Consider the following 17,066-nt stretch of genomic DNA (forward strand, 5'->3'; position numbering starts at 1 on the left):
GGGAGGTGTTGGCGGGTTGGCATGGCAAGAGAAGTGGTCGTATTTTGTATCCCAGACTCTAGCTGTCCCCCTAAGTCACCTAAGATTTACTAGACGGCAGGAAAAGAACGAAATTGTGCACCAATATACATGTTACGTATATTAATATAGGACCAATGTGTTTATCAGTACGAGAAGAAAGTTTGCAGTGGCGGGCCATCAGCAGGAGGCCTTTAGTGGCTAACCCAAGTATATAAGCCCCATCAACAGGCAGGTTTGTGGCAGACGATTTCCATAGGTAAGCAGGTCGATTTAATCAGTTTGGGTCCTTTCGTTTAAGCTATCAGCAAGCCGGGTAGCATCAAATGGACCTGCTTCCGCTTTTTAGCCGCAGTCGACAGGGCATTTCTTTGGGCCTGATTTAGTTTAACGAACCACTTAGATCGTTCTGCTTCAAAACGAGTGGCCGGTTTAGGGAGGAAGCTAGCCAATAAACACCCCGATCGACTGCGGAGGCAAATAACCCCTCCTATAGCCGAACCAACGGCACCTGCCAAATCCGGTTAGGATCGACTCCCGCACATTCACTTACAGGCCTAAACCGCGTATCAATGACCCTCCTATTCGGACAGCGCCGTTCTTTCCGGATGGTTGATCGCCCGTGGCTTATTATAGACCATGATCAGTCCTTATTCTCCAGACTACTCAGGCTAGGACCCAATTTAAATTCAGCGTTTCATCTACTGACTATAGACCGCGTTCATTACCGGACGAAACCTGTCCACCTTCGGACATACTATCTTCCTCAAAAATCCCTTTCCAGCGCCTAAACGCTTTTTTCAGACTGTGGTATAATAGTTGACGACCTTTAAGTAGCTCACTATCTGTTACCAATCATGTTCCTAAACTATATCAAGATTGCCTGGCGGAATCTAATCCGTAATAAGACCTATAGCCTGCTCACGCTACTCGGCCTGGCCGGTGGCATGACCTGTGCTATGCTACTGTGGCTCTATGTCTATGATGAGCTAAGTTTCGACCGATACCACACCAACGCAGCCACTATTTACCGCTTGAATGTATACGTCAAGTGGGGTGACAATGAACTGAACATGGGCGTCAGTTCGGCCCCAATGGGACCAACACTTCGACAGGAATTCTCTGAAATCAAGAATATAGTACGTATCATACCCAGTCATGATCTATTGGTTCGAGTCGGTGAGAAAGCGCTGTATGCCAAAGATTTTATCTACGCCGATTCGACCCTGTTTTCGTTTTTTGACTATTCTTTCATCGACGGCAACCCGCGAACAGCCCTGTTGCAGCCCAACAACATCATCCTGACCCAGAAAATGGCCCTTGCACTGTTCGGTCGGACTAACGGCTTGTTGGGTAAAGTCATTCGGGTTAAAAATGAACACCCCTTAACGGTGACTGGAATAATCCAGGACCCGCCTGCTAACCACCATTTGCGGTTTGAGGCTGTTCTTCCCTACCTCAACCGGCAACTCAACGAGGTCAACCTGGATAAATGGGATAGCTTTGGCACGGCTACATACGTACTGCTTCAGTCGAACAACGCTGTGCGCAGTCTGGATCGTAAAATGCCCGCCTTCTACAAAAAGTACATTGCTCAGGCTATCGGTGATGCTACTGGCAAAGGCGTTACGTTCGACATCAGGTTCCAGCCCCTGACGGACATGCACCTGCACTCAAGCCATTTGATGGGTGAAGAAAAAGGGAGCAACATCGCTTATGTCTACACCTTCTCGGCAATTGGCTTGTTTATTTTATTGATTGCCATCGTTAATTACGTCAATTTGGCCACCGCCCGGTCAACGGCCCGCGCCAAGGAAATTGGCGTACGCAAAGCTATTGGATCACAACAAACCCAGTTGATTGGGCAGTTTTTGACCGAGTCAACCCTGCTGTCATTCCTGGCCCTGGTCGTTAGTCTACTGCTGGTGCAGGGATTACTCCCCCTCTTCAATGACGTAGCGGCCAAGAACCTATTCATTGATCTGTGGAACGTTCAGACAATGGGTGTGCTCGTTGGTTTCAGCCTGCTGATCGGCTTGGCGAGCGGCCTTTATCCCGCCTTCCTGCTCGCTCGCTTTAAACCGGTAACCGTCTTGAAAGGAACCTTCACCAACAGTGGTAGCGGGATTCTGCTGCGCCAGTTGCTGGTGGTCTTCCAGTTTACGATTTCCATTGTGATGATCGTGGGTACCCTCGTTGTTTACCAGCAGTTGCAGTACATGCGGCACACGCAGTTAGGCTTCAATCAGGAACAGGTGCTGGTCCTTCCGCTTAAGACACCCGCGATTCAACAGACGGCTAAAGTACTAAAAGATAAATTACTGCAAAATCCTGCTATCAAAGGCGTAAGCCTAACAAATGGGTCAGTCGGTGGCGATATAAATGACAAATCCACGTTTAGCTTCTACGTGGGCGGCAAAGAACAGTCCATTAGCACGGAGTACTTTTCAGTCGATCAGGATTTTGTCAGCGTATTACAGATCGGCCTGAAAGAAGGGCATAATTTTTCGACCGAGTTGGTCAACGATTCGACCGACGCCGTGTTGGTCAACGAAGCAATGCTCAAACGGCTGGGCTGGAAAAACCGCACGGCTGGTCTGATAGAACTTGACACGAAGCGAATCCCCATTGCGGGCGTTATCCGCGATTTCCACATGCGTTCGCTGCATAATAAAATCGAACCGCTGGTTCTGGTCTTGCACCAGGCCAGGGGCGATAAATTGCTGGTCCGGCTAACGCCCCAGAACGTACCGGGTGCGTTAACCTACATCAGGGGCATTTATGAGCGTGTCAATCCAAACCAACCGTTTGACTACACGTTTCTGGACCAGACGTTTGCCCAACAGTACCGCGCCGATGAACGCAAGGGCAACCTATTTCTTGGCTTTTCAGCCATGGCTATCTTTATCGCCTGCCTGGGTTTATTTGGGTTGGCGACCTTCACCGCTGAGCAACGGAGGAAAGAAATCGGCGTACGTAAAGTACTGGGAGCCAGCGCAACCAGTCTGATTGCTCTGTTGTCCAAGGACTTTTTAAAATTGGTTTTTATCGCACTAGTCCTGGGGACACCCCTGGCTTATTTTGCCATGAAGCGCTGGCTAGCCGACTTTGCTTACCGGGTGGAGCTTGATTGGTGGTTGTTTGCTTTGGCCGGGTTACTCGCGGTGGGCATTGCCTTTTTCACGGTAAGTTTTCAGAGTATTCGAGCGGCCTTAGTCAATCCGGTCAAGTCGTTACGCTCGGAATGAGGTAGGCTGTATTATCAATCAAGGACACTTGTTACAGACATAAGCTTCAAATAAACTGAGGTGGCCTGTTTTATAAAACAGGCCACCTCAGTTTATTTGGATGCCCGACTACAATCAGGACAAGACGTGACTGTATCCAGTGAAAGTAAATGGACACCGGCATTATACCGAGAATACAGGGCGTGTGAATTCTAAGAAACAGCAAAATCAAGGTTTCCGGCAAAGCCATACGCCGGCTATACCAGGTACTACTAACCGACTCCTGCCCGAAAAAATAGTCAACCGGACGAGCCTTCTGATATGAAATAAGCCCGTCAGCGCCATCACCCTTGTCTCACCGATCTAGCTTGTTAACAGAGTGGTACCTATTACCCATTCAGGCGCTGGAAACCCTTTGATCACAAAGTCAATTAGTCGGTTGCGTCAACGCATAAACCTTTACTTTTGACCGCGACTGATCGATAATTACGGCTATGGAAGAATTTGTAAAATTTATTAAAGGAATTATCTGGATCGATGAGCTGGATTTACAGTTGGTGCTTTCCAGATGCCGGGAAAGACAGCTTGTCAAAAACAAGCTGATTTTACGGAAGGGACAAATTGCCAGTCAGTACTTTTTCATTGTATCAGGGGGCGTCCGTTTTTTCTACGAGGCTCACGATCAGGAAAATACCACCTGGGTGATGTTCAGCAATGAGTTCTTTACTGAAATTTCAAGCTTACATCCTCAAAAACCATCCCGGTTCAACATTGAGGCCATCGAAGAAACGAAGCTGATCGTGATCGATAAAAAGGACATGGATTTTCTATATGGGCAGGTGGCGGCCTGGGAAGAGTTTGGCCGAAAAATATGGGAGGCCACAACCGTGAGAATGATCGATCAGATCATAAATTTTCAGACCTTATCGGCCGAGGAACGATATCTGAGCTTCCTCAAGAACTCCGAGCTTATCCAGAAAGCGCCCGTCAAGCAGGTAGCCGCCGTGCTGGGTATTACCCCCAATGCCTTAAGCCGAATCAGAAAAAAAATCCGCTGATCGTTATTCTCTACCATTTGGTAGTTTTGTCAGGCTATACCCCTTGTAGTTTTGAGTCATCAAAAAAAGAAGCGATGACTCAAGACAACGAGACCCCAAGAGTGCGGCAGAATTTGTATGCTGACGAGGACTTAATTAACCATTTTCCTGGCTTTACCAATCAGTATGCAACCGTGAACGGGGTGCGGCTGCATTATGTCGAAGGCGGAACAGGCATGCCTTTGGTTTGTTTGCCTGGCTGGCCGCAAACCTGGTTTTCCTACCAGCCTGTTGCGCTGGAACTCGTCAAAACGTACCGTGTGCTCATTGTAGATATCAGAGGAATGGGGAGTTCGGAAAAACCCCAATCCGGTTACGATAAGAAAACAATGGCCGCCGATATTGCCGCCCTGGTGCAACAGCTGGGCTTACCAACCGTGCATATTATGGGCCACGACATCGGCGGTATGGTAGCCATGAGTTTTGCGTTCAACTATCCCCAATTCACCCAAAAGCTGATTGTCCTGGATGGGTCACATCCCAACGAAGGCATGCTGCAGATGAGTCTGCTACCTGCGCCGGGCACGTTTACCGAGAAAATGGATGCCGATAGACCCTACGCCTGGTGGATGGGATTCAACCAGGTAAAAGAATTGCCGGAAAAGATACTGGCCGGGCGTTTCCAGTACGTGCTGGACTGGCTTTTTCAGTATGTCATGATTGACGATAGCAAGATGTCTTCCCTGGAAAGAGGGGTATATGCTTATTCGTACAATGATGTCGAGAGCATCCGGGCAGCTAATGCGTGGTATCAAACGTTTCTGCAGGATATCGACGATGCCAAAACCTACCAGCCTCTGGCGATGCCGGTGTTAGGAATTGGGAGCTATATCAGTTACAACTACATGAAAATGGGGTTGCCTTACGTAGCCCAAGACTTACAAATGGTTGGCATTTTAGATAGTGGCCATTATCTGTTTGAAGAGCAGCCGGCACAGGTGATTAATGCGGTTTTGCGTTTTCTAGCCTGATTTATACATACACCCCTTTAAGAAAGTACCTATGAAAAAAACAGTTGTTGTGTTCGGTGCTACCGGCAATTTAGGCAACCGGATTGTCCGCGAACTGCTAAAAAGAGGGACGGCCGTACGAGCGGTCGTTCGAACGTCGGCCGATCCCGAGAAAATAAGTATGCTGGAACAACTGGGAGCTACCGTTGAAGAAGTAGATCTCGACAACGTCGATGCGCTTGCCAGAGCGAGTAGGGAGGCCAGTTGCGTGGTGTCTGCGCTGGCGGGTTTGGGCGATGTGATCGTTGATTTACAAAAAAGAATACTGGATGGTGCCCTGCAAGCCGATGTCCCCCGTTTTATTCCCTCTGACTTCTGCACCGATTACACAGATTTGGTACCGGGTGAAAACAGGAATTTTGATTTGCGAAGATCCTTTAGGGATTATCTCGATGCTACGTCCCTACAAGCGTCGTCCATTTTCAACGGTGCATTTGCCGATATCCTTCAATACAATACCCCGGTTTTGAATCTGAAAGAAAAAAGCATCGGTTACTGGGGCGAGAAGGCAGACTGGCCACTTGATTTTACCACGATGGACGATACGGCTGCCTTTACGGCCGAAGTGGCTTTGGATGAGGATGCCCCCAGACATTTGCAGATCGCTAGTTTTCAGGTTAGTCCTACGATGCTGTGGCAGGACGTAAACGCAGCAACGGGTCAGGATTTCAGGCTCCATCAGCTAGCAAGCCTTGACCAGTTTGCTCAGTTTATAAAACAGCAAAGAGCCACTTATCCCGCAGGAGAAAACGAACTATACGCCAAATGGCAGCAGGGACAATATATGTATTCGATGTTCACCACTCACCATACGCACCTGGCCAACGGACGGTATAAAAATCTTACCTGGACAACAAGCTCAGATTTTATAAAGTCATTTGTTCGATAAACGAAACCTCGCAACCGCTACGCCATTGGACGATCGAATAAGAAGATTGATGGATGTGAGACTAGCGGGTAGCCCATCGTCGCATCCATCAATCTACTCTATCTTGTCCCTTTATTGCGGGTATTGATAGCTTCTTGAGTCTGAGGCAATAAAAACGAAAGCCCCTCATAAACGGTGGCTTGTAAGGATTCTACCAGTGGCCGAAACGATTCATTGTATTTTTGAAATGCCACCTTGTAATCAGCTGTTTCAGCAATCGCGTCGGCCAAAACCGTAGCCCCTTGTATAGCCAATGTACTGCCCATTCCGGTCGGAAAGGCCGGTGCATACCCGGCGTCACCAATTAAGGCTACTCGGCCATGGGTCCAGCCAGGCATTTTTATTTGGCATACCTGGTCAAAATAAAACGTATCGGCTTTTTTTAATTCCTCAATCAGTTGGGGCACTTTCCAGCCCAGCCCCTGAAAGGCCTCAATGACGATTCGTTTTTGAGCGCCTATATCATACCGATTGTAATCGATTTTCTCATTGGCTCTGAATGTCAAAAAGCCATCCGCACAATCTTCATTGTAATAGTAAATTAAGGCCAGATTGTTGGGTGTCGTGTACATTTGCCCGTAATTCTTCTTGCCCAGACTTTTATCCGCCGGAAAAACAGAAAAATAAAAATTCAAGAAGTGGGAAAATTGCTCTTCCGCTCCAAACGTAAGCTTTCTGACCCCGGAGTGAATCCCATCAGCCCCAATGACGAAGTCGTACACGTCGACTGTGCCGTCTTTAAAGCGAACCGAGACAGCGTCTTCTGTTTGGGTTAAGGCTACTATGCGATTGTTGAAGTGGTAGGTGATGCCGTCTTTGGCCTTTGCATATAAGATGTTCACCAGATCATCCCGACGAATTTCCGTATCATCCCCCGGCCGGATCGCCCCAATTTCCTCGACTCGCATCGTTCCTTCCACTCCGCCCCTGGCATTCATAAATTCAACGCCCATCGATTGCAATTTGGCCGCTTTTATGTCCTCGAGTATACCCATTCGCTTGGCCGTGTCCAGCGCGTCACCCCGCACATCGATGGGGGAGCCACCCATTCTGGGTGCAGGACCGATTTCGACGACGGTTACCTGATAGCCATACTGGTTCATCCAATACGCCATTGTCAGACCGGCTATACTGGCCCCTGAAATCAACACTGACTTGGTCATGTTCGTTTTCCTTATTTTAGTTCTGCTGCAAAGGAATACCAATTTTTAGGCTTAAAATAGCGGCAAAACTTCTAAAAATAGTCGCAAACATGAACGCGCCAACGGGGAGTGAACAACATTTTGAAAAAATGGCGGCCATAGCCGAACGTCTGGGCGTAGAAATATCCAGCGATGTTCAGGCGGATTTTTTGCAGAGCATTGAGTTAACGAACGTCCAGATTTTTGATTTTCTACCCGAGTTTGCCCTGATGATTCGGAGCCTGGTATCGAAGAAAGAATTTGTGTTCAATCGGGGAGCGATTAAAGCTATTGAGCACGGAATTTTAATTGCCTTCAATAACTTTTTCGATGATGGCCTGGAAGAGACTGCGCCCAAAAAAATGGTTTTGAGGGAAGAACTACCGAGTATACAAATCATGCCTTTACAGGCGGGAGCGAGCATACAACTGCCCAGCCATTCGCATCGGAAACTGATTTCAATTATAGTAAGTCTGGACTTCCTAAAGCCGCTTTTGGCCGAAGAACAAGCTTCTTTCAATTTTTTATTGGGGCAGGCAAACCAGTTTTTTATTGACGAATTCATGTCGGCCGATATGATACGGGTTGCGAATGAGATCAGCAGGGCCAGTACTCAACTCGAACTGCCTAATTTCTACTACCGATTAAAGACATTGGAGTTGTTGTACTTTTTATTCCGCAATTTGAAGAACCGAAAAGAATCCTCTCATGAGCCTATTAGCCTGAATGAGTTGAAGGCCATTTACAAAGTACGAGATACGCTGATTGTAAAACTTAACGAATCCACCCCCGTAGTGGATCTGGTACGTATCGCCGGTATGAATGAGTTAAAGCTGCGTAAGCTATTTACCCAGGTTTTTGGCATGGGCCTGTACGAGTATTTCCAGCGCATCCGGATGCAGGAAGCCGCCCGATTGCTCCGTGAAGAAAAGCTGACGGTGTCCGAAACGGGTTACCGACTTGGCTTTTCTAACCTGAGTCATTTTACCCGCTTGTTTGAAGAACACCTAGGCTGTAAGCCCAAAAAGTGGAGTATGGGACAGGGATGAAAACAAATGTTAATCACGTTGGGTGAGGAACCTGGGGGCGGGGCAACGAAGATCCGACCCTATTCAATCCGACAAAACTGGATTGCCAGTCATGGGGCTGCATTTGCCAGGAGACCGCATGAAAGGCATCATCTTTACGGCTAAACACCCTAGTGGATTTTACCTTTGGCCGTCTAACGACACGAAGTACTGCGCAAAAAAATACCTCCTGGCGCAACGGAAAAGCCGACATTGTGCGGGAGTTGGCCGAGGCCTGCAAGGAATATGGGTTGAAATTCGGGGTATATCTGTCGCCTTGGAACCGAAATCATGTCGACTGCGGGAAGCCCGAATACATTACCTATTTCCGCAACCAGTTGCAGTAACTGTTGACAAACTACGGTGACATTTTTGAAGTCTGGTTTGATGGACCCTATGGCGGTCCGGGTTAGTATGGCGGGGCCAACGAAACCCGCAAAATCGATTTGAGAACGTACTAATACGCCATTGTAGCTCATCAAGGGTAGCTTCCGGCGCGGGTTATAGTTACTGATAGGGTCCAAACTAATAGGATAGTCAGTGGGCATCACTAGCTGGCTAACCATTTTTTTAATTGTCTGAATCGGGCCTTAGGTATGACAATCTCTTTCGCTTTGGCGCCATTGATCAGGAATAAACAATACTTCCCCTCTTGCCAGTAGGCGTACCGCTGGATGCTTTTACGGTGAATAATCACCTGCCGATTCGCCCGGAAAAATTGGGTCGAATCCAGCTGGTTAGCTAACTCCGCCATGGTTAAGTTGATCTGAAAGGTCCCCAGCGGGTGGCATACAAAATAGGCGCTGGTGTGCACATAAAAGTAAAGACAATCGGCTACGCTTAGGATCATACTCCCCCCCTCCGCGTGCGCCTGGATGGTCTGTAGGCAAACGGGCGACGGTTGATAGGTGGACGTTTGTTGATGCCGTCTCAAACGGCTCTCGATAGCCGCCAGCAGATCGTTGGTACTGAAGGGCTTGGTCAGGTAATCATCGGCCCCCAACTCCATCCCCCGGCGCAAATCCACCATGTCCGATTTGGCGGTTAAGAAAATAAAGGGAACGGAGGATAACGATGCTTGCGTACGAATATGGGCTAATACCTGATACCCCGTCAGATGGGGCATCATTATATCACACAGGATTAAATCCGGCGCTTGTTGGCTGGCTAACTGGATGCCCTCCCAGCCGTCGGCCCCCGCCGTAACCTGATAGCCTTTTAGGTGTAGAATTTCCAGCAAGTTTCTTCGAATTTGGTCTTCATCTTCAATCAATAGGATGTGAGTCGGCATAGGTAGGCGCGCAAAAGCACAGTTGAGGCAAAAACTAGTTATCGACTACTGGGGGCTGAGCCCCTTTCGGTAAGGGGGTAAAACAAATCGTAAAGGTCGTTCCCGGCGTCGGTTTAGGCTGGACCTCAAGCCGTCCGCCCTGAAGCTCCACATACTGCCGGGCAATGACCAGCCCCAGCCCCGTGCCCGGGATACCGATCGTGTTACGGGCCCGAAAAAAAGCCTCAAACAAGTTAGCCCTATCCTCCCAGGGTATGCCGATGCCGGCATCGGCCACCTCCAGGCGCAATTCATTGGCCCCAAACCGAATAGTCAACTGGGGGTCCTGGGTAGAAAATTTAAACGCATTGGATAGGAGGTTACTCAACACATGACTCATCAGTTTCTCATCCAGATAGGCCATGTAGGGGCTTCCCACCCGCTGAAGCTGCACCCGGCGGTGGTCACGGCGGCCACTGAAATGGGTCGCTATCAGCTGGGTACACAGGGCCACCGGATCCAGCCAGCGGGGTACGTAGCTGACCCGGCCCGCTTCAATTTTGCCGATGGTCAGCATATCCGACAGCAGCTCGCTGACATGCTCGATCTCTTTGTAAATCACCCCGATATGCGCTCGAATCGAGGCCTGCCCGGTTGGCACATCCAGATACATCTCGATCAGTTCGGTACTGGTTTGAATGGTGGTCAGGGGGGTGCGGAACTCGTGGGAGGCCGTGGAGACAAACTGGGATTTGAGTTGATTGAGCTCCTGTTCCCGCTTGAGGGATTGTTGGAGAACCAGTTCTTTTTCTTTCTGGCTGGTAATGTCATTCACAATACCCAGGTGCCGGGCAACCCGCCCCGCCCCGTCGCGGACGATAAAGGTACGGACCGACAGCCAGCGCCTTGACCCGTCAGCTTGCTCGATCCGGAAGTCCAGTTGTCCTTCATGGCCCGCCATATAGTCCGCAAAAAGAGTCTGCATCGCCGGTTGATCATCCGCTACGATGTCCTCCATAAAACTGGTGGTATCCGCGTAGACACTCTGAACCGAGCGGTTCCAGATCCGCTCATAGGCCGGGTTGACGTAGAGTAAGTGAAACGGATCAGCCGAGTGTATCCAGAAAACCTCGTCGACATTCTCGGCAATCTCCCGGAACCGCTGTTCGCTCTCCCGCAGGGCTTCTTCAGCCAGCTTCCGCTCCGTTACGTCCCAGGCGACCCCGATGGCTTGAGCCGGTTGCCCTTGTGGGCCCTTTATCAGCAGACCATTGGTTTCAATATAGCGGATGGCACCATCCGGACGTACAATCCGTGTCAGGTTCCATAGCTTATCCCCCGATTGACCCAAGTGAGACTGCGCCAAAAAAGGGGCCAGATCATCGGGATAGATCAGGTTTAGATACGACTTAAAGCTCCAATCCGTTCGGCCAGGCTCCATGCCATGCAAAGCCCACATCCGATCGTCCCAAATCAAGCTATCCGTTTCCAGGTTACCTTCCCAGATGCCCTGGCCAGCGGCCTGGGTCGCCAACTGTAGCCGCTGATTGAGAAGCCGTAGCTGGGTTTCCGACGCCTGGCGTTCGGTGATGTCATGGGCCGATCCGTACACCACCTCATCAATAGCAATGGCATTCCACTCAATGATTCGGTAGGTATCGTCCTTGCAACGCATTCGATTAATCTGGTTGCGAACGGGTTTCTGGAGGATCGATTGCAGTCGATTCTGGTACACCCATTTTTGTTCGTCGGGATGGATCAGTTGTAAAAAAGGAATCGCCCTCAACTCGGCGGCTGAGTAGCCCAGGGTAGCCTGAAAGGCCTTGTTGACCGTCGAGATGACGCCCCCGCTATCGGAAATGCAGTGCATGTCCAGGGCATTCTCAAAGAAGGTACTCAGTTCCCGGTCCTTCTGAATAAGTCGCGCCTGGGCCGTCTTTAAGGCCGAAATATTGGAGGCAATTCCCAGGTAACCGATGGTGGTTCCCTGCTCATCCTGCAAAGCAATAGCGGCTAACAGAATGGGAACGGTAGACCCCATTCTGGTGATAGCCACCCCTTCCAGGTACCGATAGGCCTCCCCATTGAGGGTCTGCTGCAAGATAGCGGCTGGATTTCCAGTGGCTGGTCGGCTGGATTGAAAGGAAATGGCTGGAAACGGACTGTCGCCAGTGCCCGGCTGCACCTGAACGAATTGCCCGAGTAGTTCCTGGGGGGAGTAGCCCAGTAATTTTTCACAAGCCTGATTGGCCGTTTGAATGACCGCATCGATGCTGGTGGAGATAATGGCTTGCCCCCCGTGTTTAAGGATGGCATTTTGCAGCACCGTCAGGTTATGAATCTGTTTGGAACGCGCCACGACTCGCTGCTCTAACTGAACATTTTTATGGTCCAGCCGGGCCTGAGTTAGTTTGAGCTCCGTTATATCCATGACCGTGACCAGCACGTTCTGGCCCACCCGGACTAAGGAAAAACGTCCCCACATTGACATGCCATCAAGCTCAGCCTGTTGCTGGTACTGTTGGGGTATACCACGTTGAGCAACCTGCACCAGCCGTTCAAACAGGCCGATTTGCAGGGTGCCGGGAAACAAGGTGGTAAGCGGTTGACCCACCCTGTCCGCTATGCGGTGCCCCGTTAGGGCGGTATTAGCCGGATTGCTCACCACACAGACGAAATCAACGATTCGTTCTCCTTCCTTAAGGGGTTGGAAAAGGGCTAGTCCCACTGGTGTATGGGCTAGAATGGCTTCCAGTACTTGGGGGGTTGCCTTTGGTGGCGGGGATGGGCCTGAGGCTGGGCTTAACCGGAGCGAAAGGCTAGCGGTCAATTCCATGCCCAGTTGCTGGATACGTTTCCGATGGCGGCTGGTAAAAAAATGGGCCTGCTCATGGGCTACTACCAAGGCACCCAGTAACTGCTCGTCCTTTCGCAGGAGCACCATCATAAAGGAACCATAGCCGTTGTCAAACAAACCCAGCCGGGACGCTATGCCTGGGGTGTGGGCTTCGAGTTGCTGACAACTAATCACCGGTTGCTCCCGGAGCATCTGAATACCAGCCAGGGGAATTAGATTTGGCAGTTTATCTCCGACCCATTGGCCTAGCGGTTGAAGCGTCTGCTGTCGTTGATCATAGGCATAAATAATGGCTTGCTGGCCGGGAAGTCGTTGGTAGAGCGATTGCAGAAAGGACGTACTCCACGGGTGGCGCTCATCACGCTGGAACTGGGTACTCATGGAGTCCAAAGGAGGATCGGTAGGTGGGGCTAAGTTAGGAATTAAAAACTCGACTAAATACCCCCCATTAATGGGTGTAACCGTTGCTTGTCCCGACGTAGTGGGTGTCAACTGGTAGGTAAGGCGACAAGGGCTGCCCTTTTCCAACGACAGCCAAAAGGAGTTCAGAAAAGGAAAACTCTGGGGATCCATCCAGTCAGAAAGGTAAACCCTTTCCTGTTCAGGCCTATCTGGCTGAGCAGCCACTTGCCCCCTGGGGTATACCTGTAGATCCACTAAATGGCCTTGTTCATTAAGCAGGGGGGTAAAAAAAAGCAGGGTGCGTGGGCTGGGGGTAAGTTCAGCAAACCCCGTTATCGGGGGGGGGTGGATATGAATTTCCATAAACGTAAATTAAACCAACAAAAAACCCATGGCTTCCAAACTTGCTTTTAGTGTTCTATCCCTTCAGTGATTGGCTAAAGGTACAGGGGACGATGGTCGTCCCTTTCCCGTGCCGAGATTAGCCCTAAGGCTTTACGCGCCTGCCAGACGTAGTAAAATACAGTACGAGTCAAACCGAGATACTACGCAAAACCAGCCAATCAATTCTAACGGGAACTTAGTCGCCATTCGCTTTCACTGGCTACGTTGAGAAGCTTCTGATAAGTAGCCCATTCGCGCCTGATCCTATTACAAAACGTTAGCCCATGGCCATGTTGAAGCAGGGAGTTGCCAACGCGACGTGTGCCCCAGGACCAGAACGATCGGCCAGGCACTTAGTTGGTTAGTGAGGTTCCTAAAAAGGCTTAGGCCGCCAGTTGCCCGGGAGTGGTATAAGCCTCAACGCCTGTGGACAGTACGTCAAGGGGATCTACGATCAAGCAGCTTTTTTGGTGCCATCCACGAAGTGTTACGTTCAGAAAGGGCATCAGTTGCGGATGACCCGCCTGTTTCACCAGCCATACCGAGCCAAACCAGCTCAGGGCGACCAGCTGAGCCGCTTTATGATTAGGATGCTTGGGAAAGCTAACGAAAGCGTGCTGCTGATCAGGGGTCACAAAATGCACACAGATCAGTTGGGGAGTATCCACAAAGGTGGGATACGAGTACTGATAAACGCCGGGGGCGGGGTAAGTAGAGGTTAGACTCATTCGTAGCTGTCTTTCTTGCGTAAGACCAAATATACAGAAACTAAACAACGTATAATTACTTATTTATTACTAGGTATCATATATATATTTATTATACCAAATTAGGACCATCCGCTAGTATAAACCGGCGACTTAAGAAGTAAAGTAACTAAATACTTAGTAACGTTCCCTAAAAGGGGTGCAGGACCAGCGATCATATTAGCACTTAGGCTAGTGAACTGGCCCGTCTCTTCGTAACGGCTTTCAAGGGCGGTTACGAGGTAAAATGGGGGTTACCTTTTCGTTGGTTAAGAAAAGAAGCACGAAACAGCAGCATGGGGGCAAGACAACACGTACGCTCGTAGTGTATACCTGATTGCCTTTTTAACACCACTTCGTACTGGAATAGTAAATCCTTTTTTTCTAAGCCTCAGTTGCGATAATTATTTAAATAGAATGTCTGTAATACAGATAGAATGACATTATCCTGCTGTAATGCTGGTAAGGTTGGATCACCAATGAAGGGAACTTGATCTTTTATATGGCCAAGTTCATTAACGGATAAACTTTTATAGCCCATTGACCACTCGGAAAAGGAGCGTTTCTCTATCGGATGACTGAAGAACGGGATAATACCGGTATGCCGGGGATCCTGTTCAATCCTATTGTACAAAGTTTTCACTCGTTCCTCATCCCCTTCCAGGACCTGGATGATAGACCCATTGAAGTAGAGCATAATTCCCGTAATGCCTGAAAAGCTATTGTTTTGTCGACTCTGTTCTAAGATGTTGCTTAATTGATCTTCAGAATATAACCCTTTTGACGAACTAATATACACAATACAATATTCCATTTGCTTATAAGAACGTATCGTAAGATTATTTTACAATATATGGATAAATATAGTAAATAAGTATTTACAAATTGCACATAATGGTAACAAATTAAAACAATAAATTCCGAAGTTTGAATAAGGATCGCACACAATTTGTGCCTTGGGAAGTAAAATACGCTTAGTTTGAAAACCTGCATATGTTTGTTCCAGTGAGAACAAACGACGGCTTTGTTATTACGTGAAAGATCGTTTGCAGCTGTAAACGAATTTGGGATAAAGCTCCTGAATCGTGTAGTAGATTACCAGACTATAGTTTTGTCAATAGGTCGTTAGTCCTGTGAAACTCGGTTCAGTGCGGCCTTTAAACGGATTAGTTCACCCAGGAGTCGGGTCCGGTAAGCCAGATCCGGTTTGCCCAGTCGTTGTGCCAGGCGGGCAACCGATAGGTTCAATGACTCTATTTCGGTTTGACGCCCCTGATTAAGATCCACCAGCGTCGAGATGAGTTGCCCCTCCGAACGCTGACTAATGTCAAGTAGCCGCTCTTCAACTTCCTGCCGATTCAGTACGATATGCACCTCCCTGGCGACAGCAACACATTCGTCGAGGATTTCGCCTGCCAGTGCCAGGGCTGTGGTATCCCGATGAAAAATACCATTATCGACTCCAAGCAGCGGACAGATGGCATTGAATACACAATTGATAATGACTTTCTCCCAGACTGCCTGCTGAATGATTTCCTCGGGCCGGAACAGAAACTGAGGTGTACTTAGCTGCGCCACCAACTCCGTTAGTTTAGACGCTGAACTTCGAATCACGCCAAGGGGCGAAGCCGTCACGGGCTTATAGCGAACCATATACGGAGCCTGCACCTGGCTGGTAGCCAGTAATACACACCGATACACCTCAGGAAAACCGGTTTCCAGGAAGGCCTCTTCAATACCCAGGCCGTTTTGTAACAGAACCAGGGGAGATTGGCCCGTCTTTCCCATTAATCGTTGGGCCAGCGCCTGGTTGCCGAATGATTTGGTTGTCAGCAAAATAAATCCGTTTAACTCCGAAATCTGATCCAGCGTACGAATCGGGACAGTAGCCTTCAGGCTTAGCTCATCGGTATAGAAAAGGGTGATCTGAGCCTCTTCGGTTTCCGGCTGGCCATTTCGGCGTCCGCGAATCAGGACAACCTCTTTGCCTGACTGTTTCAACAATACGGCTAAGGTCATGCCAATGGCACCGACGCCAATAATGTAAATCGTAGGTTGCATGAGATGATGTTACGGCTCAAGTGGTTTTATGGCCCTAAATCGCAGGCGTTTATAATCAGCAAACCAGTATCCATCCCGGAAATTGGTGGGTCGAAGCTGGTCGTTTACAGCCGTTAACACGGTCTGCCGATCTTGGTCACCAAGAGCCGTCAAGACGTCCCCACGAAACATGGCAATCCAGTCACTTAGTCCAGTTTCAGGATCTGCCAGCGGGGTATCCCGGTCAAAAAGCTGTGCTGACGTAACGCAGAAACCAGCCTGCTCCAGCATCGTTGTGTACTGTCCAACGCTGGGAAAGTAGTTCGGATTAATGGGTTGACGTATACCTAACTCAGTTAGTGTCTGGCGCAACGCGTTCAGGATGCGGGCTACGTTACCCCGCCCTCCGAGTTCCGCCACGAAACGACCACCCGGTCTGAGTGCCTTGAAAACAGCCGTTAAGAGGGATAATTGCTCTGTTTCCTGAATCCAGTGGAGCGTGGCATTGCTAAAAATGGCATCGAATGGCTGATCCGTTCTAAAATCCCGGGCATCACCGAGTTGAAACGTAAGTTTGGGAAACGACTGCCGGGATTTGGCAATCATCGAAGCCGAAGCATCCAGTCCAATAATTTCGGCACCACTTTCGGCTAATCGGGCCGTCAGTTCGCCCGTTCCACAGCCAAGGTCGAGGATGCGTTCGCCAGGCTGTGGTTCAAGCCAATTCAGCACATCTGCTCCATAGTGAAAGACAAAGGCGTGTTTTTGCTGGTAAAGATCCGCGTTCCAGGCGTGATTCGATCGAGTCATGTTCAGGGAATTTATCGTAATTATTGATT

At 49.3% G+C, this 17,066-nt stretch carries 12 protein-coding genes and 1 pseudogene; 6 read left to right on the plus strand and 7 right to left on the minus strand.

Annotation, left to right across the window (positions count from 1 at the left end; all coding sequences use genetic code 11):
* Nucleotides 1-875 precede the first annotated feature (875 nt).
* The 4 genes from ACYVEA_RS00005 to ACYVEA_RS00020 all read left to right on the plus strand — a co-directional run bounded on the left by ACYVEA_RS00005 (nt 876) and on the right by ACYVEA_RS00020 (nt 6,241).
* On the plus strand, nt 876-3,266 hold the full coding sequence (locus tag ACYVEA_RS00005; protein ID WP_461111236.1) for an ABC transporter permease: 2,391 nt from the start codon (nt 876-878) through the stop codon (nt 3,264-3,266).
* Between the two features lie 473 nt (nt 3,267-3,739).
* Complete coding sequence (locus ACYVEA_RS00010; RefSeq protein ID WP_461111237.1) at nt 3,740-4,303, plus strand: Crp/Fnr family transcriptional regulator; 564 nt, start codon at nt 3,740-3,742, stop codon at nt 4,301-4,303.
* 74 nt (nt 4,304-4,377) lie between these two features.
* Nucleotides 4,378-5,313 (plus strand): alpha/beta fold hydrolase, encoded by a 936-nt coding sequence (locus ACYVEA_RS00015; RefSeq protein ID WP_461111238.1) that lies wholly within the window; start codon nt 4,378-4,380, stop codon nt 5,311-5,313.
* Between the two features lie 31 nt (nt 5,314-5,344).
* Nucleotides 5,345-6,241: an NmrA family NAD(P)-binding protein gene (locus ACYVEA_RS00020; protein ID WP_461111239.1), complete on the plus strand. Its 897-nt coding sequence runs from the start codon at nt 5,345-5,347 to the stop codon at nt 6,239-6,241.
* Nucleotides 6,242-6,339: 98 nt separating this feature from the next.
* Here the strand turns inward: ACYVEA_RS00020 and ACYVEA_RS00025 are convergent, their stop codons facing one another.
* Nucleotides 6,340-7,443 carry an FAD-dependent monooxygenase gene (locus ACYVEA_RS00025; RefSeq protein WP_461111240.1) on the minus strand — a complete coding sequence of 368 codons (1,104 nt, stop codon included), beginning with the start codon at nt 7,441-7,443 and terminating at the stop codon, nt 6,340-6,342.
* A gap of 89 nt (nt 7,444-7,532) precedes the next feature.
* Between ACYVEA_RS00025 and ACYVEA_RS00030 the strand changes: the two genes are divergently transcribed.
* Entirely contained in the window at nt 7,533-8,510 is a 978-nt protein-coding gene (locus tag ACYVEA_RS00030) for a helix-turn-helix transcriptional regulator (protein WP_461111241.1), read from the plus strand.
* A 32-nt stretch (nt 8,511-8,542) separates the two neighbouring features.
* Nucleotides 8,543-8,938 (plus strand): annotated as a pseudogene (locus ACYVEA_RS00035) (alpha-L-fucosidase); the annotation flags it as partial.
* 140 nt (nt 8,939-9,078) lie between these two features.
* On the opposite strand, the gene ACYVEA_RS00040 reads toward ACYVEA_RS00035, so the two are convergent.
* From ACYVEA_RS00040 to ACYVEA_RS00065, 6 genes are all read right to left on the minus strand, one after another.
* Entirely contained in the window at nt 9,079-9,819 is a 741-nt protein-coding gene (locus tag ACYVEA_RS00040) for a response regulator (protein ID WP_461111242.1), read from the minus strand.
* A 34-nt stretch (nt 9,820-9,853) separates the two neighbouring features.
* Nucleotides 9,854-13,420, minus strand: a complete 3,567-nt coding sequence (locus ACYVEA_RS00045) for a PAS domain S-box protein (protein ID WP_461111243.1) — start codon at nt 13,418-13,420, stop codon at nt 9,854-9,856.
* 404 nt (nt 13,421-13,824) lie between these two features.
* Nucleotides 13,825-14,169, minus strand: a complete 345-nt coding sequence (locus ACYVEA_RS00050) for a hypothetical protein (RefSeq protein ID WP_461111244.1) — start codon at nt 14,167-14,169, stop codon at nt 13,825-13,827.
* Nucleotides 14,170-14,578: 409 nt separating this feature from the next.
* The gene (locus ACYVEA_RS00055) at nt 14,579-15,001 is read right to left on the minus strand and encodes a BLUF domain-containing protein (protein ID WP_461111245.1); all 423 of its coding nucleotides are present in this window, start codon (nt 14,999-15,001) and stop codon (nt 14,579-14,581) included.
* Nucleotides 15,002-15,312: 311 nt separating this feature from the next.
* Nucleotides 15,313-16,248: a ketopantoate reductase family protein gene (locus ACYVEA_RS00060; RefSeq protein ID WP_461111246.1), complete on the minus strand. Its 936-nt coding sequence runs from the start codon at nt 16,246-16,248 to the stop codon at nt 15,313-15,315.
* 9 nt (nt 16,249-16,257) lie between these two features.
* A complete protein-coding gene (locus tag ACYVEA_RS00065) occupies nt 16,258-17,037 on the minus strand; it encodes a class I SAM-dependent methyltransferase (protein WP_461111247.1) in 780 nt (259 codons plus the stop codon).
* Nucleotides 17,038-17,066 lie beyond the last annotated feature (29 nt).

This window comes from Spirosoma jeollabukense, assembly GCF_054777855.1.

Excerpts from the sequence above, each read along its gene's own strand:
- ACYVEA_RS00005 (WP_461111236.1), top strand. The coding sequence starts at position 876 with ATGTTCCTAAACTATATCAAGATTGCCTGGCGGAATCTAATCCGTAAT.
- ACYVEA_RS00010 (WP_461111237.1), top strand. The coding sequence starts at position 3,740 with ATGGAAGAATTTGTAAAATTTATTAAAGGAATTATCTGGATCGATGAG.
- ACYVEA_RS00015 (WP_461111238.1), top strand. The coding sequence starts at position 4,378 with ATGACTCAAGACAACGAGACCCCAAGAGTGCGGCAGAATTTGTATGCT.
- ACYVEA_RS00020 (WP_461111239.1), top strand. The coding sequence starts at position 5,345 with ATGAAAAAAACAGTTGTTGTGTTCGGTGCTACCGGCAATTTAGGCAAC.
- ACYVEA_RS00025 (WP_461111240.1), bottom strand. The coding sequence starts at position 7,443 with ATGACCAAGTCAGTGTTGATTTCAGGGGCCAGTATAGCCGGTCTGACA.
- ACYVEA_RS00030 (WP_461111241.1), top strand. The coding sequence starts at position 7,533 with ATGAACGCGCCAACGGGGAGTGAACAACATTTTGAAAAAATGGCGGCC.
- ACYVEA_RS00040 (WP_461111242.1), bottom strand. The coding sequence starts at position 9,819 with ATGCCGACTCACATCCTATTGATTGAAGATGAAGACCAAATTCGAAGA.
- ACYVEA_RS00045 (WP_461111243.1), bottom strand. The coding sequence starts at position 13,420 with ATGGAAATTCATATCCACCCCCCCCCGATAACGGGGTTTGCTGAACTT.
- ACYVEA_RS00050 (WP_461111244.1), bottom strand. The coding sequence starts at position 14,169 with ATGAGTCTAACCTCTACTTACCCCGCCCCCGGCGTTTATCAGTACTCG.
- ACYVEA_RS00055 (WP_461111245.1), bottom strand. The coding sequence starts at position 15,001 with ATGGAATATTGTATTGTGTATATTAGTTCGTCAAAAGGGTTATATTCT.
- ACYVEA_RS00060 (WP_461111246.1), bottom strand. The coding sequence starts at position 16,248 with ATGCAACCTACGATTTACATTATTGGCGTCGGTGCCATTGGCATGACC.
- ACYVEA_RS00065 (WP_461111247.1), bottom strand. The coding sequence starts at position 17,037 with ATGACTCGATCGAATCACGCCTGGAACGCGGATCTTTACCAGCAAAAA.